16 protein-coding genes are annotated in these 17,339 nt (G+C 71.8%); 13 read left to right on the plus strand and 3 right to left on the minus strand.

Going from position 1 to position 17,339, the window contains the following annotated elements; all coding sequences use genetic code 11:
- Nucleotide 1: 1 nt before the first annotated feature.
- Entirely contained in the window at nt 2–466 is a 465-nt protein-coding gene (locus OG266_RS06730; RefSeq protein WP_266472977.1) for a MarR family winged helix-turn-helix transcriptional regulator, read from the minus strand.
- A gap of 251 nt (nt 467–717) precedes the next feature.
- On the opposite strand from OG266_RS06730, the gene OG266_RS06735 reads away from it, so the two are divergent.
- The 8 genes from OG266_RS06735 to OG266_RS06770 all read left to right on the plus strand — a co-directional run bounded on the left by OG266_RS06735 (nt 718) and on the right by OG266_RS06770 (nt 8,119).
- Nucleotides 718–1,500 carry a CoA transferase subunit A gene (locus OG266_RS06735; protein WP_326719402.1) on the plus strand — a complete coding sequence of 261 codons (783 nt, stop codon included), beginning with the start codon at nt 718–720 and terminating at the stop codon, nt 1,498–1,500.
- Complete coding sequence (locus OG266_RS06740; protein ID WP_371543782.1) at nt 1,500–2,144, plus strand: CoA transferase subunit B; 645 nt, start codon at nt 1,500–1,502, stop codon at nt 2,142–2,144. Before OG266_RS06735 ends, OG266_RS06740 begins: the two co-directional genes overlap by 1 nt.
- Before the next feature lie 8 nt (nt 2,145–2,152).
- Nucleotides 2,153–3,355 (plus strand): acetyl-CoA C-acyltransferase, encoded by a 1,203-nt coding sequence (locus OG266_RS06745; protein WP_371552673.1) that lies wholly within the window; start codon nt 2,153–2,155, stop codon nt 3,353–3,355.
- A 10-nt stretch (nt 3,356–3,365) separates the two neighbouring features.
- Nucleotides 3,366–4,136, plus strand: coding sequence for a protocatechuate 3,4-dioxygenase subunit beta (pcaH, locus tag OG266_RS06750; protein WP_266472980.1), 771 nt, complete (start codon nt 3,366–3,368; stop codon nt 4,134–4,136).
- A 2-nt stretch (nt 4,137–4,138) separates the two neighbouring features.
- Nucleotides 4,139–4,702 (plus strand): protocatechuate 3,4-dioxygenase subunit alpha, encoded by a 564-nt coding sequence (gene pcaG, locus OG266_RS06755; RefSeq protein ID WP_371543784.1) that lies wholly within the window; start codon nt 4,139–4,141, stop codon nt 4,700–4,702.
- Nucleotides 4,699–6,027 (plus strand): 3-carboxy-cis,cis-muconate cycloisomerase, encoded by a 1,329-nt coding sequence (gene pcaB, locus OG266_RS06760; protein ID WP_371543785.1) that lies wholly within the window; start codon nt 4,699–4,701, stop codon nt 6,025–6,027. The genes pcaG and pcaB overlap by 4 nt, the downstream gene beginning before the upstream one ends.
- Nucleotides 6,024–7,169 (plus strand): 3-oxoadipate enol-lactonase, encoded by a 1,146-nt coding sequence (gene pcaD, locus OG266_RS06765; protein WP_371543787.1) that lies wholly within the window; start codon nt 6,024–6,026, stop codon nt 7,167–7,169. Before pcaB ends, pcaD begins: the two co-directional genes overlap by 4 nt.
- 140 nt (nt 7,170–7,309) lie before the next feature.
- The gene (locus OG266_RS06770; RefSeq protein ID WP_371543789.1) at nt 7,310–8,119 is read left to right on the plus strand and encodes an SDR family NAD(P)-dependent oxidoreductase; all 810 of its coding nucleotides are present in this window, start codon (nt 7,310–7,312) and stop codon (nt 8,117–8,119) included.
- On the opposite strand, the gene OG266_RS06775 is transcribed toward OG266_RS06770, so the two are convergent.
- Nucleotides 8,116–10,785: an AAA family ATPase gene (locus OG266_RS06775; protein ID WP_371543790.1), complete on the minus strand. Its 2,670-nt coding sequence runs from the start codon at nt 10,783–10,785 to the stop codon at nt 8,116–8,118. The genes OG266_RS06770 and OG266_RS06775 overlap by 4 nt on opposite strands.
- 258 nt (nt 10,786–11,043) lie before the next feature.
- Between OG266_RS06775 and OG266_RS06780 the strand changes: the two genes are divergently transcribed.
- From OG266_RS06780 to OG266_RS06790, 3 genes are read left to right on the plus strand one after another with little or no spacing between them, the layout of a single operon-like run.
- Nucleotides 11,044–12,339, plus strand: coding sequence for an MFS transporter (locus OG266_RS06780; protein ID WP_371543791.1), 1,296 nt, complete (start codon nt 11,044–11,046; stop codon nt 12,337–12,339).
- Nucleotides 12,340–12,343: 4 nt separating this feature from the next.
- Nucleotides 12,344–13,498 carry an anhydro-N-acetylmuramic acid kinase gene (locus OG266_RS06785; RefSeq protein WP_371543792.1) on the plus strand — a complete coding sequence of 385 codons (1,155 nt, stop codon included), beginning with the start codon at nt 12,344–12,346 and terminating at the stop codon, nt 13,496–13,498.
- Nucleotides 13,499–13,553: 55 nt separating this feature from the next.
- Nucleotides 13,554–14,525: a DUF2510 domain-containing protein gene (locus tag OG266_RS06790; protein WP_371543793.1), complete on the plus strand. Its 972-nt coding sequence runs from the start codon at nt 13,554–13,556 to the stop codon at nt 14,523–14,525.
- Nucleotides 14,526–14,665: 140 nt separating this feature from the next.
- Here the strand turns inward: OG266_RS06790 and OG266_RS06795 are convergent, their stop codons facing one another.
- Nucleotides 14,666–15,280, minus strand: a complete 615-nt coding sequence (locus OG266_RS06795) for a TetR/AcrR family transcriptional regulator (protein WP_266472990.1) — start codon at nt 15,278–15,280, stop codon at nt 14,666–14,668.
- Between the two features lie 229 nt (nt 15,281–15,509).
- Between OG266_RS06795 and OG266_RS06800 the strand changes: the two genes are divergently transcribed.
- Complete coding sequence (locus tag OG266_RS06800; protein WP_371543795.1) at nt 15,510–16,361, plus strand: phosphatase PAP2 family protein; 852 nt, start codon at nt 15,510–15,512, stop codon at nt 16,359–16,361.
- The gene (locus OG266_RS06805) at nt 16,358–17,335 is read left to right on the plus strand and encodes a DMT family transporter (RefSeq protein ID WP_371543797.1); all 978 of its coding nucleotides are present in this window, start codon (nt 16,358–16,360) and stop codon (nt 17,333–17,335) included. The genes OG266_RS06800 and OG266_RS06805 overlap by 4 nt, the downstream gene beginning before the upstream one ends.
- The last annotated feature ends 4 nt before the right edge of the window (nt 17,336–17,339 follow it).

Genomic DNA, 17,339 nt, shown 5'->3' on the forward strand with positions numbered 1-17,339 from the left:
GCTAGCGCTGGGTGACGAGCGGCTCCGCCGGATTGCGGAGCCCCTCGGCCGCGTCCGAGACGCGCCGGATGAGGTCGAAGAACAGGGCCTGCTCGTCGGTGGAGAGCGGGGCCAGGAAGACCTGGTTCATCCGTGCCGTGCGGACGGTCAGCTTGCGGTGCGTGCGCGTCCCCTCGTCCGTGAGGCGCAGCAGGAAGCGGCGGCCGTCCTGCGGGTCGCGCACCTTGTCGAGCAGGCCGCGCCGCCCGAGCCTGCTGATGACCTCGGCGATGGTGGACCGGTCCAGGCCCACCCGCTCCCCCACCGTGCGCTGGTCCATGCCCGGCTCCGCGACGAGCGCGTTGAGCACCGCGAACTGCGGCGAGGTGATCTCCTCGGACACCATCGTGTTCCACAGCAGGTAGTGCGCCTGCTGCAGTCGCCGGGCCAGGTGCCCGGGGTGGGTGGAGAGGTCCACCGCGGCCATGTGCGCTCCTCGGCTCGGCCCGTGCGGCGCCGCGTAGGCGCCACTCGTACGGATCAAATTCGTTGGTGTACTGAACGATACCCGGCCACACCGCCACCTGTCTCGCCGCGTTCCAAGACTCTCACCTGCACATTCCCTGGAGGTCTTGACTGAAGTGGGTCCGGGTGGCAGCGTATTTGAAACCTCGAAGAAATAATCAGTGCCCTGACTAATTGGGGCGCTGGACGCTCGGGAGAGATGGGGCTTCTCGGATGGACAAGGTGGTCGCCACAGCCGCGGAGGCGGTGGCCGATGTGCCGGACGGCGCGACACTCGCGGTCGGCGGTTTCGGCCTCAGCGGCGTGCCGAACGTGCTGATCCAGGCCCTGTACGAGCGCGGTGTCACCGGGCTCGGAGTGGTCTCCAACAACTGCGGCGCGATGGAGTCCGGCCTCGCGGTGCTGCTCGCGGCCGGGCGGATCGCCCGCGTCACCGGCTCGTACATCGGCGCGAACAAGGAGTTCGCCCGCCAGTACCTGGCCGGCGAACTCGAGGTCGAGATGATCCCGCAGGGCACCCTCGCCGAGCGGCTGCGCGCCGGCGGCGCCGGGATTCCCGCGTTCTACACCCCGGCCGGTGTCGGCACCCAGGTCGCGGACGGCGGACTGCCCTGGCGCTACGACGGTGAGGGCGGCGTCGCGCTCGCCTCGCCGCCCAAGGAGGTGCGGGAGTTCGACGGCACGGAGTACGTGCTCGAGCACGGCATCCGCACCGACTTCGCCCTCGTACGGGCCGCCAAGGGCGACCGGCACGGGAACCTGGTCTTCAACAAGTCCACCCGGAACTTCAACCCCCTGGCCGCGATGGCCGGGCGGCTGACGATCGCCGAGGTGGAGGAACTCGTCGAGCCCGGGGAGATCGACCCGGACGCGGTGCACCTGCCCGGCATCTTCGTGCAGCGTGTCGTCGCCCTCACGCCCGAGCAGGCGAACGCCAAGATGATCGAGCAGCGGACGGTCTCGGCGCCCGCGGCCAACGGAACGGTGAGCAGCTGATGGCCTGGACCCGCGAACAGATGGCCGCCCGCGCCGCGCGCGAGCTCGAGGACGGCCAGTACGTGAACCTCGGCATCGGCTTGCCCACGCTGATCCCGAACTACTTGCCGGACGACGTCGAGGTGATCCTGGAGTCGGAGAACGGCATCCTCGGCACCGGCCCGTACCCCACCGAGGATCAGGTCGATCCCGACCTGATCAACGCCGGCAAGGAGACCGTCACGGTCCTGCCCGGCGCCTCCTACTTCGACTCCTCGCTGTCCTTCGGGATGATCCGCGGCGGCCACATCGACGTCGCCGTACTCGGGGCCATGCAGGTCTCCGCGGGCGGCGACCTCGCCAACTGGGCCATCCCAGGCAAGATGATCACCGGGATCGGCGGCGCGATGGACCTCGTGCACGGCGCCCGCACCGTCATCGTCGTCATGACGCACACCGCCAAGGACGGCTCCCCGAAGATCCTGGAGGAGTGCGCGCTGCCGCTCACCGGGCAAGCGTGTGTGAACCGGGTCATCACCGATCTCGGTGTTCTCGACGTCACCGCGGAGGGCCTGGTGCTTGTGGAGACCGCGCCCGGCGTGGCGGTGGAAGAGATCGTGGCGAAGACCGCCGCGAAGGTTCACATCCCCGAGGGAGTCAACTGATGACCGGCCTGCGCGACGTCTACATCGTCGATGCCGTCCGTACCCCGTTCGGCAGGTACAACGGTTCCCTGGCCACCGTCCGCCCGGACGACCTGGCCGCCCACGCCATCCGTGAACTCCTCGCCCGTACACCGGACTTGGCCCCCTCCCGGATCGAGGACGTCTACTTCGGCAACGCCAACGGCGCCGGCGAGGAGAACCGCAACGTCGGACGTATGGCCGCGCTCCTCGCGGGCCTGCCCACCTCCGTGCCCGGCGTAACCGTCAACCGGCTGTGCGCCTCCGGGCTCGAAGCCGTCATCCAGGCCGCGCGGGCCATCGCGGTCGGCGACGCCTCCATCGCCCTGGCCGGCGGTGTCGAGTCGATGACCCGCGCCCCCTACGTCCTCCCCAAGAGCGACAGGCCCTTCCCGGCCGGGCACACCGAGCTGTACTCCACCACGCTCGGCTGGCGCATGGTCAACCCGAAGATGGACCCCCAGTGGACCATCCCGCTCGGCGAGTCGGCCGAACTCATCGCCGACAAGCACAAGATCACGCGCGAGCAGCAGGACGAGTTCGCCCTCGCCAGCCACCGCAAGGCCGCCCGGGCCCAGGCGGACGGCCTCTTCGACGGCGAGCTCGCCCCGGTCTCCATCCCTCAGCGCAAGGGCGAGCCGCTCGTCTTCGGCGCCGACGAATGCGTACGCGACGACGCCTCCCTCACGGCGATGGCCAAGCTCAAGCCGTCGTTCCGGACCGAGAACGGCACCGTGACTGCGGGCAACGCCTCCCCGCTGAACGACGGCGCCGCGGCCCTGCTCCTCGTCGACGAGGAGGGGCTCGAAGCCACCGGCCGCGAGCCGCTGGCCCGCGTCTCGGCGACCGGCGTCTCCGCGATCGAGCCGCAGTACTTCGGACTCGCTCCGGTCGAGGCCGTCAACCGCGCACTCTTCAAGGCGGGCAAGACATTTGACGACCTGTCAACCCTGGAACTGAACGAGGCGTTCGCCGCGCAGGTCCTCGGCTGTGTCGCCGAGTGGCCCGAGTTCGACCCCCAGATCCTCAACCCGCAGGGCGGCGCGATCGCCCTCGGGCACCCCCTCGGCGCCTCCGGAGCCCGCCTCGCCGGAACCGTCGCCCACCAACTCGCCCGCAAGGGAAGTGGAGTTGGTGTCGCCACCCTCTGCATCGGCGTGGGCCAGGGCCTCGCCCTCGTCCTGGAACGATAGGAAGTCGACCATGGCTCTCACTCAGTCGGACATCGACGTCGAGATCAAGGACCGCCAGGACGCGTACGACAAGGCGGTGGCCGGCGGCGGAGTGGTCCTGAACCACGCGCAGCGCGACTACGCCCCGTACCGCAGCTCGGTGCTGCGCCACCCCAAGCAGCCGCTGGTCGCCGTGAGCGGTGGCGACCCGGAGACGGTCGAGCTGTCGGGTCCGGTCTTCGGCGTCACCGACATCACCGAGATCGACAACGACCTCACCCGCCACCACCGGGGCGAGCCGATCGGCGAGCGCATGACCGTCTCGGGCCGGCTGCTCGACCGCGACGGCCGTCCGGTGCGCGGCCAACTGGTCGAGGTCTGGCAGGCCAACGCCGCCGGCCGTTACGCCCATCTGCGCGAGCTGCACCCGGCGCCTCTGGACCCCAACTTCACCGGTGTGGGGCGGACCCTGACGGACGATCAGGGCCGGTACTCGTTCACCACGATCAAGCCGGGCCCCTACCCCTGGGGCAACCACACCAACGCGTGGCGGCCCGCCCACATCCACTTCTCGGTCTTCGGCACGGCGTTCACCCAGCGGCTCGTGACGCAGATGTACTTCCCGAGCGACCCGCTGTTCCCGTACGACCCGATCCTGAACTCCGTGACGGACACGGCGGCCCGCAACCGCCTGATCGCCACCTACAACCACGACCTCTCGGCGCCCGAGTTCTCGCTCGGCTACGAATGGGACATCGTCCTCGACGGTCCCTCCGCCACCTGGATCGAGGAAGGCCGTTGAGCATGACCGAGCGGTTGCTCCCCACCCCGTCCCACACCATCGGCCCCTTCTACGGCTACGCGCTCCCCTTTCCCGAAGGCGGGCAGGTCGCACCCCAGGGCCACCCAGAGGCGATCACCCTGCACGGGTACGTGTTCGACGGCGCGGGCAAGCCGATCCCCGACGCCCTCCTGGACTTCTGGCAGGCGGCACCCGACGGCTCCCTGACGGGCGCCCCCGGCTCGATGCGCCGCGACCCGTCCACGGGCGGCTTCCTGGGCCGCAACGGCACCGACTTCACCGGCTTCGGGCGGGTCCCCACCGACGCCGACGGGCACTACGCGCTCTCCACGCTGCCGCCGGGCAACACCGGGCAGCCGTACATCAGCGTGTGCGTGTTCGCGCGCGGCCTGACGAACCACCTCTTCACCCGCGCGTACCTCGCCGACGGCGCCGACCCGCTGCTCGACTCGCTCCCGGCCGACCGGCGCGCCACGCTGATCGCGGCCGAGGGCGCGAACCGGACGTACCGTTTCGACATCCGCCTTCAGGGCGAAGGCGAAACGGTCTTCCTGGAGTTCCAGTGACATTCGGTGATTCCGAAGCCCTGCTCGCCCCCGGGTGGGCGGGCTCCCCGGCGTCGGCGGCGACCAGCGACACCGCGTATCTGCAGGGGTTGCTCGACGCGGAGGCCGCGCTGACCCGCGCCCAGGCGTTCCTGGGACTGGCTCCGGCGGAGGCGGCCGACGCGGTGGACGCAGCCGCCGACGCCTCGCGCTTCGACGTACGCGCGATCGCACTGCGGGCCCGTGACGGCGGCAATCCGGTGATCCCGCTGGTCGCGGATCTGACGACGGCGGTCGGCGAGGAGTACGGGGCGTACGTCCACCGGGGTGCGACGAGCCAGGACATCATGGACTCGGCCACCATGCTGGTCGCCGCGCGCACACTGGATCTGGTCCTGGGGGATCTGGACCGTACGGAGCGGGCGCTGGCCCGGCTCGCGGCGGAGCATCGGGACACGGTGATGCCGGGTCGGACGCTGACCCAGCACGCGGTGCCGACGGCCTTCGGGCTGAAGGCGGCCGGGTGGCGGTCGCTGATCCTTGACGCCAGGGACAGGGTCTCGGCCGTACGGGGCTCGCTGCCCGCCCAACTGGGCGGTGCCGCCGGGACCTTGGCAGCTTTCAGTGTGTTCGGCGCCGAGGACACCCGAGCCCTCACCGCCGCGTACGCCCGTGAACTCGGTCTCGCCGAGCCCGTATTGCCCTGGCACACCCTTCGTACGCCGATCGGTGATCTGGCCGGAGCGCTGGCCTTCACGGCGGGGGCGCTGGGCAAGACCGCTGTCGACGTGCTCACGCTCGCCCGTACCGAGATCGCGGAGCTCGCCGAAGGTACCGGCGGCGGTTCGTCCGCCATGCCGCACAAGGCCAACCCCGTGCGGGCCACCCTCATCGCCGCCGGGGCCCGGCGCGCACCGCAGCTCGCGGCCACGCTGTACGGGGCGATGGCGGCCGAGGACGAGCGGCCCGCCGGGGCCTGGCATGCCGAATGGGAGCCGCTGCGGGACCTGTTGCGGCTCGTCGGCGGGGCGGCGCGCGATGCCGTGGAACTGGCCGAGGGGCTACGGGTGAACGCGGACGTCATGCGTGAACACCTCGGCCTCACCCACGGGTTGATCGTCTCCGAGCGGCTGGCCGCCTCGCTCGCTCCCGTGCTCGGGCGGGCCCGTGCCAAGGAGCTGCTGACGGCGACCGCGAAACGGGCCGTCGCCGAGAACCGGCCCCTCCTGGAGCTGCTCGGCGAGGAGCCGGAGCTCAAGGACCTCGATCTCGCGGACCTCACCGACCCCACCCGCTACACGGGCTCCGCGGGAGCCCTCACCGACCGTGCCCTGGAGCGACGTTGACACCGCCGACCTTCCCGAACGGCAAGCTGCCGCACTACCGCGCCGAGGGGCCGGCCACCGCTCCCCCGCTGCTGCTCGGGCCCTCGCTCGGCACGTCGACCGCCCTGTGGGACAAGGTCGCGCCCGAGCTGTCCGTGACGCATCGGGTGATCCGCTGGGACCTGCCGGGCCACGGCGGCTCGCCTGCCGACCTGATCGGGCCCGGCGCGACCATCGCCGACCTGGCCGATCTGGTGCTGGCCCTCGCCGACTCGCTGGGCATCGGCCGATTCGCCTACGCGGGCGTCTCGTTGGGCGGCGCGGTCGGTCTGCACCTGGCCGTGTACCGCCCGGAGCGGGTGTCGTCCCTCGCGGTCATCTGCTCCTCGGCCCACTTCAACGGCGCCAAGGGGTGGGAGGAAAGGGCCGCCACCGTTCGCCGCGAGGGCCTTGCCGCGCTCGCGGAGACCGCGAACTCCCGTTGGTTCACGCCCGGTTTCACCGTGCCGGAGCTGGTCGAGGACCACCGCACCGCGGACCCGGAGGCGTACGCCGCCTGCTGTGACGCGCTCGCGGCGTTCGACCTCCGCGACCGGCTGACGTCGATCGGCGCGCCGACCCTCCTGATCGCCGGCCGCGAGGATCCGGCGACGCCGCCCGCGCATCTGCGGGAGATCGCGGACGCGGTGCCCGGCGCGACGCTCACCGAGATCCCGGGCGCCTCGCATCTGGCGCCGGCCGAGCGCCCGGAGGCCGTGCTCGCCGCGCTGCGCGGGCACTTCGACGGGTACGCGCCACGCGGCATGGAGGTACGCCGCCAGGTACTCGGCGACACCCACGTGGACCGCGCGCAAGCACGCCAGACCCCCTTCACCGCCCGTTTCCAGGACTTCATCTCCCGCTACGCCTGGGGCGAGATCTGGACGGATCCGACGCTCGCCCGCCGTGAGCGCAGCATGATCACACTGACCGCGCTCGTGGCCCACGGCCACTACGACGAACTCGCGATGCACGTCCGCGCGGCCCGCCGCAACGGGCTCACGCCCGAGGAGATCGGCGCGGTCCTGCTCCAGACGGCCGTGTACTGCGGTGTCCCCGCGGCCAACTCGGCATTCGCGGTGGCCCAGCGGGTACTGGCCGAGGAGGACGAGGCGGGAGCCTGATCCGCAGAGGCGATCGGGAGCCTGATCCGCAGAGGCGATTCAGCACGGCAACCCTGCCAAGGGTGGTGACGACTGCACCAGGCACCGGTGCTCGCCCTGTGCCTACGCTGGACGGAGATCCTCTGCGAACGGAGCCCCGCGTGCCCACTGTCCTGATCACCGGCGCCACCTCCGGCCTCGGCCGTTACGTCGCCTTCGAGCTGGTCCGCTCCGGGTACGTCGTCCTCGCTCACGGACGCGACCGTGCGCGTACCCGGCAGCTTGTCTCGGAGCTGCGGGCGGAGGGCGGTGAGGCGCACGGGTTCGTCGCCGATCTGGCCTCGCTGGCGCAGGTGCGTGCACTGGGTGCGGAGGTCGCGGCCGCCTATCCGCGCCTCGACCTGCTGGTCAACAACGCGGGCGTCGGCGGCGGTTCCCGCGGCGCAGGCCGTGAGGAGAGCGTCGACGGGCACGAGCTCCGCCTCGCGGTGAACTACCTCGCCCCGGTCGCGCTGACCCGGGCGCTGCTGCCCGCGCTGCGTGCGGGCGCCCCCTCCCGCATCGTCAACGTCGGCTCCGCCGGCCAGGAACCGCTGGACTTCGACGACCCCGAACTCACCCGCGGCTACAGCAGCGTATCGGCGTACTGCCGCAGCAAGTTCGCGCTCGCGGCGCACACGTTCGCACTGGGCGAGGAGCTGGCGGGCAGCGGCGTCTCGGTGAACGTCCTGCACCCCGCGACCTACATGGACACCGCGATGGTCCGCGAGGCCGGTGTCAGCCCTTGGTCCTCCGTGGCCGACGGCGCCAGGGGTGTACTCGCTCTGGCCACAACGGAGTTGGGCACGGGCGAGTACTTCGACGGTACGAGCCCCTCGCGGGCGCACGAGGAAGCGTACGACCGCGAGGTCTGGAAGCGACTGGGTGCGACCACCGAGCGGCTGCTCGAAGGCCCGTACCCGACCGGCTAGAAGCCGTCCAGTGCCCGCTGCGCCTGCGCCACCACCCCGTCCGCCCCGCATGAACGCGCCAGCGTCAGGCCCTTGTTGAGCTCGGACACCGACCGGGCCAGAATGCCGTACTCGACGCGGGCCGCCGCGTGTTCGTACTGGCAGGGAGAGGCCTCCAGATAGGTGACCGCCTGGCCGGCGAGCCGTACCGCGCGCTGGCCCGACTCCAGGGCGGCCGCACAGCGCAGGGCCTCGCCGATGGCCGTGTCCGTGCCGAAGCGCTCGGCCTGGCGGCGGGCGTCGGCCGCCAGGGCGGCGGCGCGTGCCGGGTCCTCCGTGGCGAGGGCGCGGGCGAGGTCGACCGCCCAGGGAGCGAGCACGGTGTTGTGGTGACCTCGTACGGCGGCGGCCTTCTCGGCTGCCTCCAGTTCGTTGATGCCTTCCTTGGCGCGGCCGGCGGCGAGCAGCAAACGGCCGCGTACGGAGCGGGTGTCCGGGAGGACGATGGTGGACGGGTACGGCGCTGCGAAGCCGTACTCCTCGGCGATCTCCTCGGCCTCCAGGACATGGCCGCGGGCGAGCAGGGTGTCGATGAGCCCGCAGGTCGCGGACCAGTACAGGGGCAGCCCGCGCCCGACCCGTTCGGCGAGGCGCAGTGATTCGCGCTGGTAGGTCTCCGCGTCGGCGAGGCGGCCCCGTCTGCGGTGTGCGAGGCCGAGGTAGGCGTTGGCCAGGGAGAGGTGGCCGCCGCTCCAGCCGGCCTTCATGTAGGCGTGCAGGGCCTCGCTGAACAGGCTTTCGGCACGGTCCAGCCGGTCGCTGTAGGCGTACGCGCTGCCCAGCATCAGGAGGAGTTCGATGCCCCACTCGGTGTCGGTCCAGCCGAGGCCGGGTGCGAGGCGGCCGTTGACGAGGGCGCGGTCGCAGAGTTCCGCGACCTCCTCGGCGTTCTCGCCGCGCGTCATGGCGTCGAAGCCGCGCAGTATGAGGAGCGCGCGCTCGGAGTTGTCGCGTCCGGTGCAGGTCTTGGCGAGTTCGGCGAGACCGTTGGAGCGTCCGGAGGTCCGCTCCTCGCCGGCGTGGATGCCCTCCCACATGTAGTGCACGGCCTGGAGCCGCATCCGGGCCGGGCCCGGATCGAGCCGGGCGGCCTCCATGTCGACGGTGCGGACGGCCTCTTCCAGCTGGTCGTTGTGGAGGAGCGCCTGGGAGAGGCGGAAGACGGCGTCCACGCGGAGATCGCCTTCGAGGCCGGGCCGGTCGAGCGCGGCCTGCAGATGGCCGATCGTCTTGGCGGGCGCGGTCAGGAGGGTGGCGCAGCCCAGTTCGAAGAGCACGCGCGCGTGGACCTCGGAGGGCGGAGGCTCGGCCAGTGCGCGTTCCAGACAGCGCCTGGCCGCGTCGGGCGCGCCGACGGCGAGGTGTTCGCGGGCGGCCTCGCGCATCTGCTCGACGAGTTCGGGGTCCTCGTCCGGGTGCACTTCGAGGAGGTGGCGGGACGCGGCGGCGGCGCCGCGTCCGGAGTCGGTGACCGCCCACGCGGCCTGGCCGTGCATCGCGGTGCGCAGCGCGTCCGGGATCGAGCGGTAGACCGCGCTGGCGATGAGCGGGTGCACGAACTCCAGGTCGCCCTCGCTCGCCCGGCCGTTCACCGGCTCGGATTTGGTCAGGATGCGGGCGGCGCCGAGCCGTTCGGCGCAGCGCAGTGCCTCCTCGGCCGGCATTCCGGCGAGGTGGGCGGCGAGGTCGAGGGAGATTCCGGTGCCGAGGATCGCGGCCGCCCAGGCGAACCGCGTGGCGTCGATGCCGAGCCCTTCGAGGCGGGCGACGAGTCCGCGGCCGCGGGCCGAGCGGTTCAGGGCGCGCAGTTCGGCGGCCGATCCCTCGACCGGATCGAGTCCGCTGTCCTGCACCTTGGCGAGCAGCTCGACGGTCTCGTACGGGTTGCCGCCGGTGACCGCCCACACCTCACGGCAGAACGGGGCGTCGGCGTGCTCTCCGACCGTGGCGCGGGTCAGCCCTTCGGCCGCCGCGGGGGTCAGCGCGCTCAGGTTGGCGATCGGCCGGGCCGCGGCGGCGATGGTGTCGAGATGACCGGCGCTCACACCGCTCACACCGCCGGGGCGGCGGGCCACCACGACGAGCACCGACAGGTCGTCGAGGCGCTCGGCGAACGCGGCAAGCCAGCGCAGGGTCTCCTGGTCGGCCCAGTGCGCGTCGTCGATGAGGAGCACGAGCGGCCACTCGCGCTTGGCCAGCCGTCGCACGGCCGCGACCAGGCCGTCGCAGACGCCCTGCGGGTCGGGCTGGCGGTCGCCCGGTTCCGCTATGCCGAGCGCGGGTCCCGCGATGTCGTACCAGTCGCCCAGGTACTCGCGTGCCTCCTCGGACAGCAGCGACACCAGGGCGGGCTGCAGGAGCTGCCGTACGACATTGAAGGGGACGGACGTGACGGTCTCGCCGCCGCGTGCCGACCACACCGCGCAGCCGCTGCTCTCCGCGATCCGGCGCGCCTCGGCGAGGAGCGAGGTCTTGCCGAGACCCGCGTCGCCGCTGAACACCAGCAGGCTTCCCGAAGAGTCGGAGTCCGCACACAGGGCGCCGATCGCCTGTTCTAGAGTGGCGACTTCCTCGTCGCGCTCCCACAGGGGAGCCGAGGCGACCACTCCTGGCCGTGCCTCCGTCATCCCGCTACCTCCCCAGGTCGCCCAAACGACGTACAGGCAACGAGCCTAGCCCTCCCGGAGTCGCCATGTCGGCCGGTCGGGGCAGCTGTTGCCGAGACGAGTGACGGCAGGGTTGCGAAGGCGACGCGCCGAAGCGCCGACCAGCCTGCGTGGAAGTTATTGACAGTCAAAACCCATAAATTGAAACTAACTTTCCTGCATCCGTCTCCGCCAACGGCCGGCACCGCCCGGCCCCGGCACGCCCCGGGAGGAACCGGCATGAGCGCCCCCGCGCACGACTCCGACCTGCGCGCCTCCCCGCCCGGACACTCCCGCAGGGCCCTGCTCGCGGGCTCCATGGGCAACTTCATCGAGTGGTACGAGTTCGGGGTCTACGGCTATTTCGCGACGATCATCGCGGCGCGGTTCTTCACGCCGGAGGGCGGCAGCGAGGTCGAGGCCCTGGTGAAGACGTACGCGTCCTTCGCACTCGCGTTCTTCTTCCGGCCCGTGGGCGCCGCGCTGTTCGGCCGGCTCGGCGACCGGATCGGGCGCCGTCCGGTGCTGATCCTGGTGATCGTCCTGATGACCGCCGCGACGACCCTGATCGGCTTGCTGCCCACATACGCCACCGTCGGCGCTCTCGCCCCGTGGCTGCTCACCTTTCTCCGGGTGCTCCAAGGGCTGTCCGCGGGAGGGGAGTTCGGGGGCGCAGTGTCGGTGATGACGGAGTTCGCGCCGCCGGGCCGGCGCGGTCTCTACGGGTCCTGGCAGTCGTTCACGGTGGCGCTGGGGCTGCTGGCCGGCGCGGGGATCGCGGCGCTGCTTGCCACGATGCTCGGCGCCGAGGAGTTGGGCGACTGGGGCTGGCGGCTCCCCTTCCTGCTGACGCTGCCGCTCGGTCTGGGCGCACTGTGGCTGCGGTTGAAGCTGGACGAGACACCGGCCTTCGAGCGGGAGCGGCTGCAAGAGCGTCCACCCGTACGGGAGTTGGTCAGGGCGATCGCGCTCGGCGCAGGGCGTGTGATGGGCTGGGCGGCGGCTGGCTACACCTTCCTGGTCGTGCTGCCCTCATACCTCCAGAGCAGCTTGAACGCCACCTTCCAGCAGGCGCTGCTCGCCACCGTCGTCGCCAACCTCGGCTTCGCGGCCACGATCATCCCTGCGGGCCTGCTCAGCGATCGGATCGGGCGCCGTCCGGTGATGCTCACGGGTGCCGTACTGGTCACCGTGCTGGCGGTACCGCTGCTCAACCTCCTTCAGGACAGCGGGACTTCGCATGCGCTGAAGGGTGCGGCCGTGTTCCTGGCGGGTGCGGTGGTGGGGCTGATGGCCGGGCCGGGACCGGCGATGCTCTCCGAGATGTTCCCCACGAGCGTCCGCTACACGGGCCTCGGACTCGCCTACGCCCTGTCCAATGCGGTGTTCTCGGGCTGTGCGGGGCTCATCATCACGGAGACGGTCAAACGGACGGGGAGCGTGGACATTCCCGGGTACTACGCGGCGGCGACCTGCGCCGTCAGCGTCTTCGCACTGGCTACGCTCCCCAGGGGGCGTCAGAGGCAAGGGAGTTGAGAGCGTGCGGGTGATCGGCCTGATGTCCGGCACGTCGTACGACGCCATCGACGCGGCGGCCGCCGAGCTGACCCTCGACGAGGACAGCCTCGTACTGCGGCCGCTCGGGCTCGTCAGCGAGTCGTACGATCCCGAACTGCGCGGCGCGCTGGCGGCGGCGCTGCCTCCGGCCACGACCGGCCTGGCCGAGGTGTGCCGCCTCGACACCCTGATCGGGCAGGCCTTCGCGGCGGCGGCCGTCCGCGCCGACCGCGAACTGTGCGACGGAGGAGCCGAGTTGATCGCCTCGCACGGCCAGACCGTCTACCACTGGGTGGCGGACGGACGGGTGCACGGGACCCTCCAGCTCGGGCAGCCCGCCTGGATCGCCGAGGCGACGGGGCTGCCCGTGGTCGCCGACTTCCGCCCGCGCGACATCGCCGCTGGTGGCCAGGGCGCGCCCCTGGTCAGCCTGTTCGACCTGCTGTGGCTGCGCGGCAGACCGGGGACGCCTGTGGCGCTCAACCTCGGCGGTATCGCGAACCTCACCGCACCCGACGGCACCGCCTTCGACACGGGGCCCGGGTGCGCGCTCCTCGACGCCGCGGTGCGGGGCCTGAGCGGAGGCCGCCTCGACCACGACGTGGACGGTGCCCTCGCCGCCCGCGGCACCGTGCACGGACCGCTCCTGCGACGCCTGCTTGCGGAGCCCTACTACGCGCTGCCCGCGCCCAAGACGACGGGCAAGGAGCTGTTCCATTTCGGCTATCTGCGCGACGCGTTGACGGGCTTCGGGACGCTGACCGCCGAGGACGTCATCGCGACGCTCACCGCGCTCACCGCCCGCACGGTCGCGGACGCGGTGCGGGCGGTGCGGGCCACCGAGGTGATCGCGTCCGGCGGCGGCACCCGCAATCCCGTACTCATGGCGATGCTCGGCGCCGAACTCCCCGGGGTCGCCCTGCGCAGCTCCGACGCGCTGGGCCTGCCCTCGGCCGCCAAGGAGGCGTACGCCTTCGCCGTACTGGGATTTCTGACGGTGCACGGGCTCGCGGGTACCGACCCGGCGAGCACCGGGGCACGGCATCCCAGCGTGCTCGGCTCGGTCACGCCAGGGCGGGACGGGCTGCCGCCACTGCCGAGAGCGGATCGGGCACCTCTTCGACTGGTCCTGAAATGAACCTTGCCCGCCCCCTCTCATCCGTCTTTCACCCACGCCTCATACGGTGGGCCCCATGACGCAGGTGACTCCTCCCGGCTGGTATCCCGACCCCGGGCAGACAGATGACAGTCCCGCCGCCGAGCGCTGGTGGGACGGCAAGACATGGACGGACCAGACCCGCCCCGTCGGTTCGGCCGCCGCATGGGGTCCCCCGGTGCACCCACCGGGCGCCGGACCGTATCCGGCCTTTCCGCCGGGTCCACCGCGGCGGGGGCTGCGTACGGGCATAGCGGTCGCCGCGGCGATCGCGGTCCTGGCGGGCATCGGAGGTGGTGTGTACGCGCTGACCAAGGACGACGGCTCCAGCGACACCACCGCCAACTCCCAGGGTCCCGGCGGGCTCCAGGGCGGTACGGGCGGTCCTTCGGGTGCTCCCAGCGGCGCTCCCGGTGGTCCCGGCGGCGGCTCGGGCGGCTCCGGCGGCCAGACCCCGGCGCCGGGTCAGTCCGGGCAGCCGCAGACCGAGGACGGTTTCGCCACCGACGCGGTCAACGGCATCAGCATCCCCGTGCCCGACGGCTGGACCGGCTCGAGCATCTCGGTGGGCGCCCAGGTGACCTCGGACGACTCCTACAAGTGCCCCGGCGACACCACGGCGACCTGCACCGCCGGCGGGTTGTACTCGGCCCCCGCGCTGGCCCTGGAGCTGAAGGCGACCACCGCTGAGGCGGCGGCCAAGGAGGACATCTCCAAGAACGCGGAGGAGTCCTACGGCGGAAAGTCCTACGGCGAGATCACCTCGCACGAGGTACTCGCCTCCAAGGCGGTCACCGTGGCCGGACAGAAGGGCTACCTGGTCCGCTGGAAGGCGGTCACCAGCAAGGGCGAGGACGGCTATGTCGAGTCGCTCGCCTTCCCCTCCCCCCTCAGCTCCGAGCAGCTCGTCGTGATCCGCTTCGGCGTCGACGTCAGCGAGAAGCAGGACGTGATCGACACGATCACGAAGGGCATCAAGGTTGCGTCCGGCAGCGGCCAGGGCGTGTAGCAGGAAACAGTTCGGCCGGGTGAGGCGCCTCTCCGCTCAAGAGGAACCCCACCCGGCCGGGGGGTGCGCGCCGCCCCCGTCCCCACGGTGCGGCGCGAGCAGGCCGACGTCCGGTCATCCCGCGGACGGCGGCCTGGGTCTCAGGTGAGGCCGAGGGCCGGAATCACGACCGCCTCCACGAATTGTGTGAGATACGCCGCATCCGCGTACTCGCCCTCCAGGACGGGGCGGACCCGCATGACGCCGATGATCTGCGCCGGAATGAACCCGAGCGCCGGGTGATCGGCGGCGATCTCACCCCGGTCGACCGCCCGGTCGATCATCTCCTTGAGCGAGGCGACCTCGGGCTCGACCAGCGCTTCGCGCAGCGCCCGCTGGAGCTCCTCGTCCGCCATCACGGTATGGCCGAGGGCCTGGAGCAGCTGGGTGTCCTGGCCCGACCACTCGCCCGCGGCGCGCGCCGCTTCGCGCAGGTCCCCCGCGAGTGAGCCGGTGTCGATACCCATGAACCGCGGACAGCGGTTGGCGCGCAGCGCCGCGGCCACGAACTGGGGCTTCGTCTTCCACTGCCGGTAGAGCGTGGACTTGCTGCACCGGGTGCTGGCCGCCACGCCCTCCATGGTGAACGCGTCGTAGCCGCACTCGCGCAGCTGGTCGATCACGGCGTCGTAGAACTCCTGCTCACGCTCGGGCGTGATTTTGGAGCGGCGCGAGGCGACGACCGTCTCCGGTCCGTCCGCGGCCTGCGACGTCATGCTCTTCTCCTCGCTCGGTTCGGGGCGACTGGGTTCGTTCCGGTGGTGCTCTTCACACAGTCTAATCGATACGCCAGTGTACCGATACGGCGGCGTATCGGTACACTGGCGTATCGATGAGCCTTGGACAGGACCTACTCCCGTGTCGAGTGGACCTGCGGGGAGTGGACCTTGTCCTGGGCTCACCACGCACCACCCCGCGCAAGACCGTCAGCAAGGGGGCCGGGGGATGGATTCCCGTACCGAGCCTGCAGAGTCCGAGACAGAACCGGAGCCCGACACGGCCGTACGCCGCCGGGCGTCGCCGGAAGACACCGCCGCACGCCCGCCGCTCCTGCGCGAGCTCCTGCTCGTCGTGGGACTCTTCCTCGTCTACAAGGTCGGCCGGCAGCTGGCCACCGGCCACACCGCCGAGGCCTTCCGCAACGCGGACCGCGTGTGGGACTGGGAGCGGTCCCTCCACCTGCCCGGCGAAGGCGCCGTGCAGAACGCGCTGCTGCACAGCGACACCCTCGTGCACATCGCGAACACCTACTACGCGACCGTCCACTTCCCGGCCACGGTGGCCTTCCTGGTCTGGCTGTACCTGAAGCGCCCGGCCCACTACGTGTGGGCGCGCCGCGTCCTCGCGGCGGTCACCGGCGCCGCCCTTGTCGGGCACCTCTTCTTCCCGCTCGCGCCGCCGCGCCTGCTGAAGGCCGCGGGTCTCGTGGATACGGGGCAGGCGTACGGGCCCACGGTGTACGGGGCGCATCCCGCGACCGACGCGGTGGCGAACCAGTTCGCGGCGATGCCGTCGCTGCACTTCGGCTGGGCCCTGATGGTCGCGATCGGCCTGATCGCCGCGACCCGGTCCCGGTGGCGCTGGCTGTGGCTGCTGCATCCGCTGGTCACCCTGGCGGTGATAGTCGGTACGGCCAACCACTACTGGCTCGACGCGATCGTGGCGGCCGCGCTGCTCGGGATCGCCCTCGCGGTGATCCACCTGCCGCACCGGACGACGACAACGGCGGGGCGCGTTCAGGAACGTGCCGACGACTCCGTACGGGACATACCGGAGCTTGTGGGAGCCGGCCGATGAACGCCACCGGCGCCGCCATCGTCCTGTCGCTGTTCTCGGCCGTCGCGTACGCCGCCGCGGCCGTGGCGCAGGAGCGGCTCGCCTCCCGCAGTTCCGACTCGGGCATGCTGCGCCTGCTGGGCAGCGGGGCCTGGTGGTGGTCGGTCGCGCTGAACGCGTCCGCGGCGCTGCTGCATGTGGCCGCGCTCAAGTACGGCACTCTGACGCTGGTGCAGCCGCTCGGTGCGCTCACCCTGGTGGCCGCGGTGCCGTTGGGTGCGCGGGTCGCCGGGCGGCGGGTCAGCCCGGTCGAGTGGCGCGGCACCGCGCTCACCCTGATCGGCCTTGCGGCGCTGCTCGTCACGGCGTCCGGGCCCGCGCCCGACGACGTGCTGAGCGTGCCGCAGGCGCTGGCCGTCGCCGGCACGACGGCCGTACTGATCGGCGCTCTCGCGCGACGGGGCGCGCGGCCCGGGCTGCGGCACGCGACTGCCTCGGGCTTCGCCTCCGGTGTCGCCTCGGCGCTCACCCAGACGGTGACGGTGGCCGCGACGGACCGCTCGGAGTCGCTGCTCAGTGTCCAGGTGATCGTGGTGGCCGTGCTGGTGGCGGCCTTCGCGGCGGGCGGACTGCTCCTGTCGCAGACCGCGTACCGGGGCGGCCTCGGCGCGCCCCTGGCCGTCGTGACACTCGCCAATCCGCTGGCCGCCGCGGTGATCGGCCTGTCCCTGCTCGGCGAACGCCTTCAGGGCGGCGCGGCGGGCGTACTGCTGGCTCTCATGGGAGCCGGGGTCGCGGCGTGGGGCGTGGTGACGCTGTCGCGGTCGGCGCCCGAGCTCGTCCTCGCGTCCATGGCCGACGATCTACCGGTCCGAGTCCTGGCTGTCGACGACCACCCGGTCGCCGCGGTGCTGGCCCTGGAACCCGAGTCGGCGGCGTACGAACCCTCGTTGCTGCCGCAGCAACCGAACCCTGGGCATTTGACGGCCCACTAGAACC

Origin of the sequence: Streptomyces sp. NBC_00554, from assembly GCF_041431135.1 — a bacterium.
GTDB lineage: Bacteria > Actinomycetota > Actinomycetes > Streptomycetales > Streptomycetaceae > Streptomyces.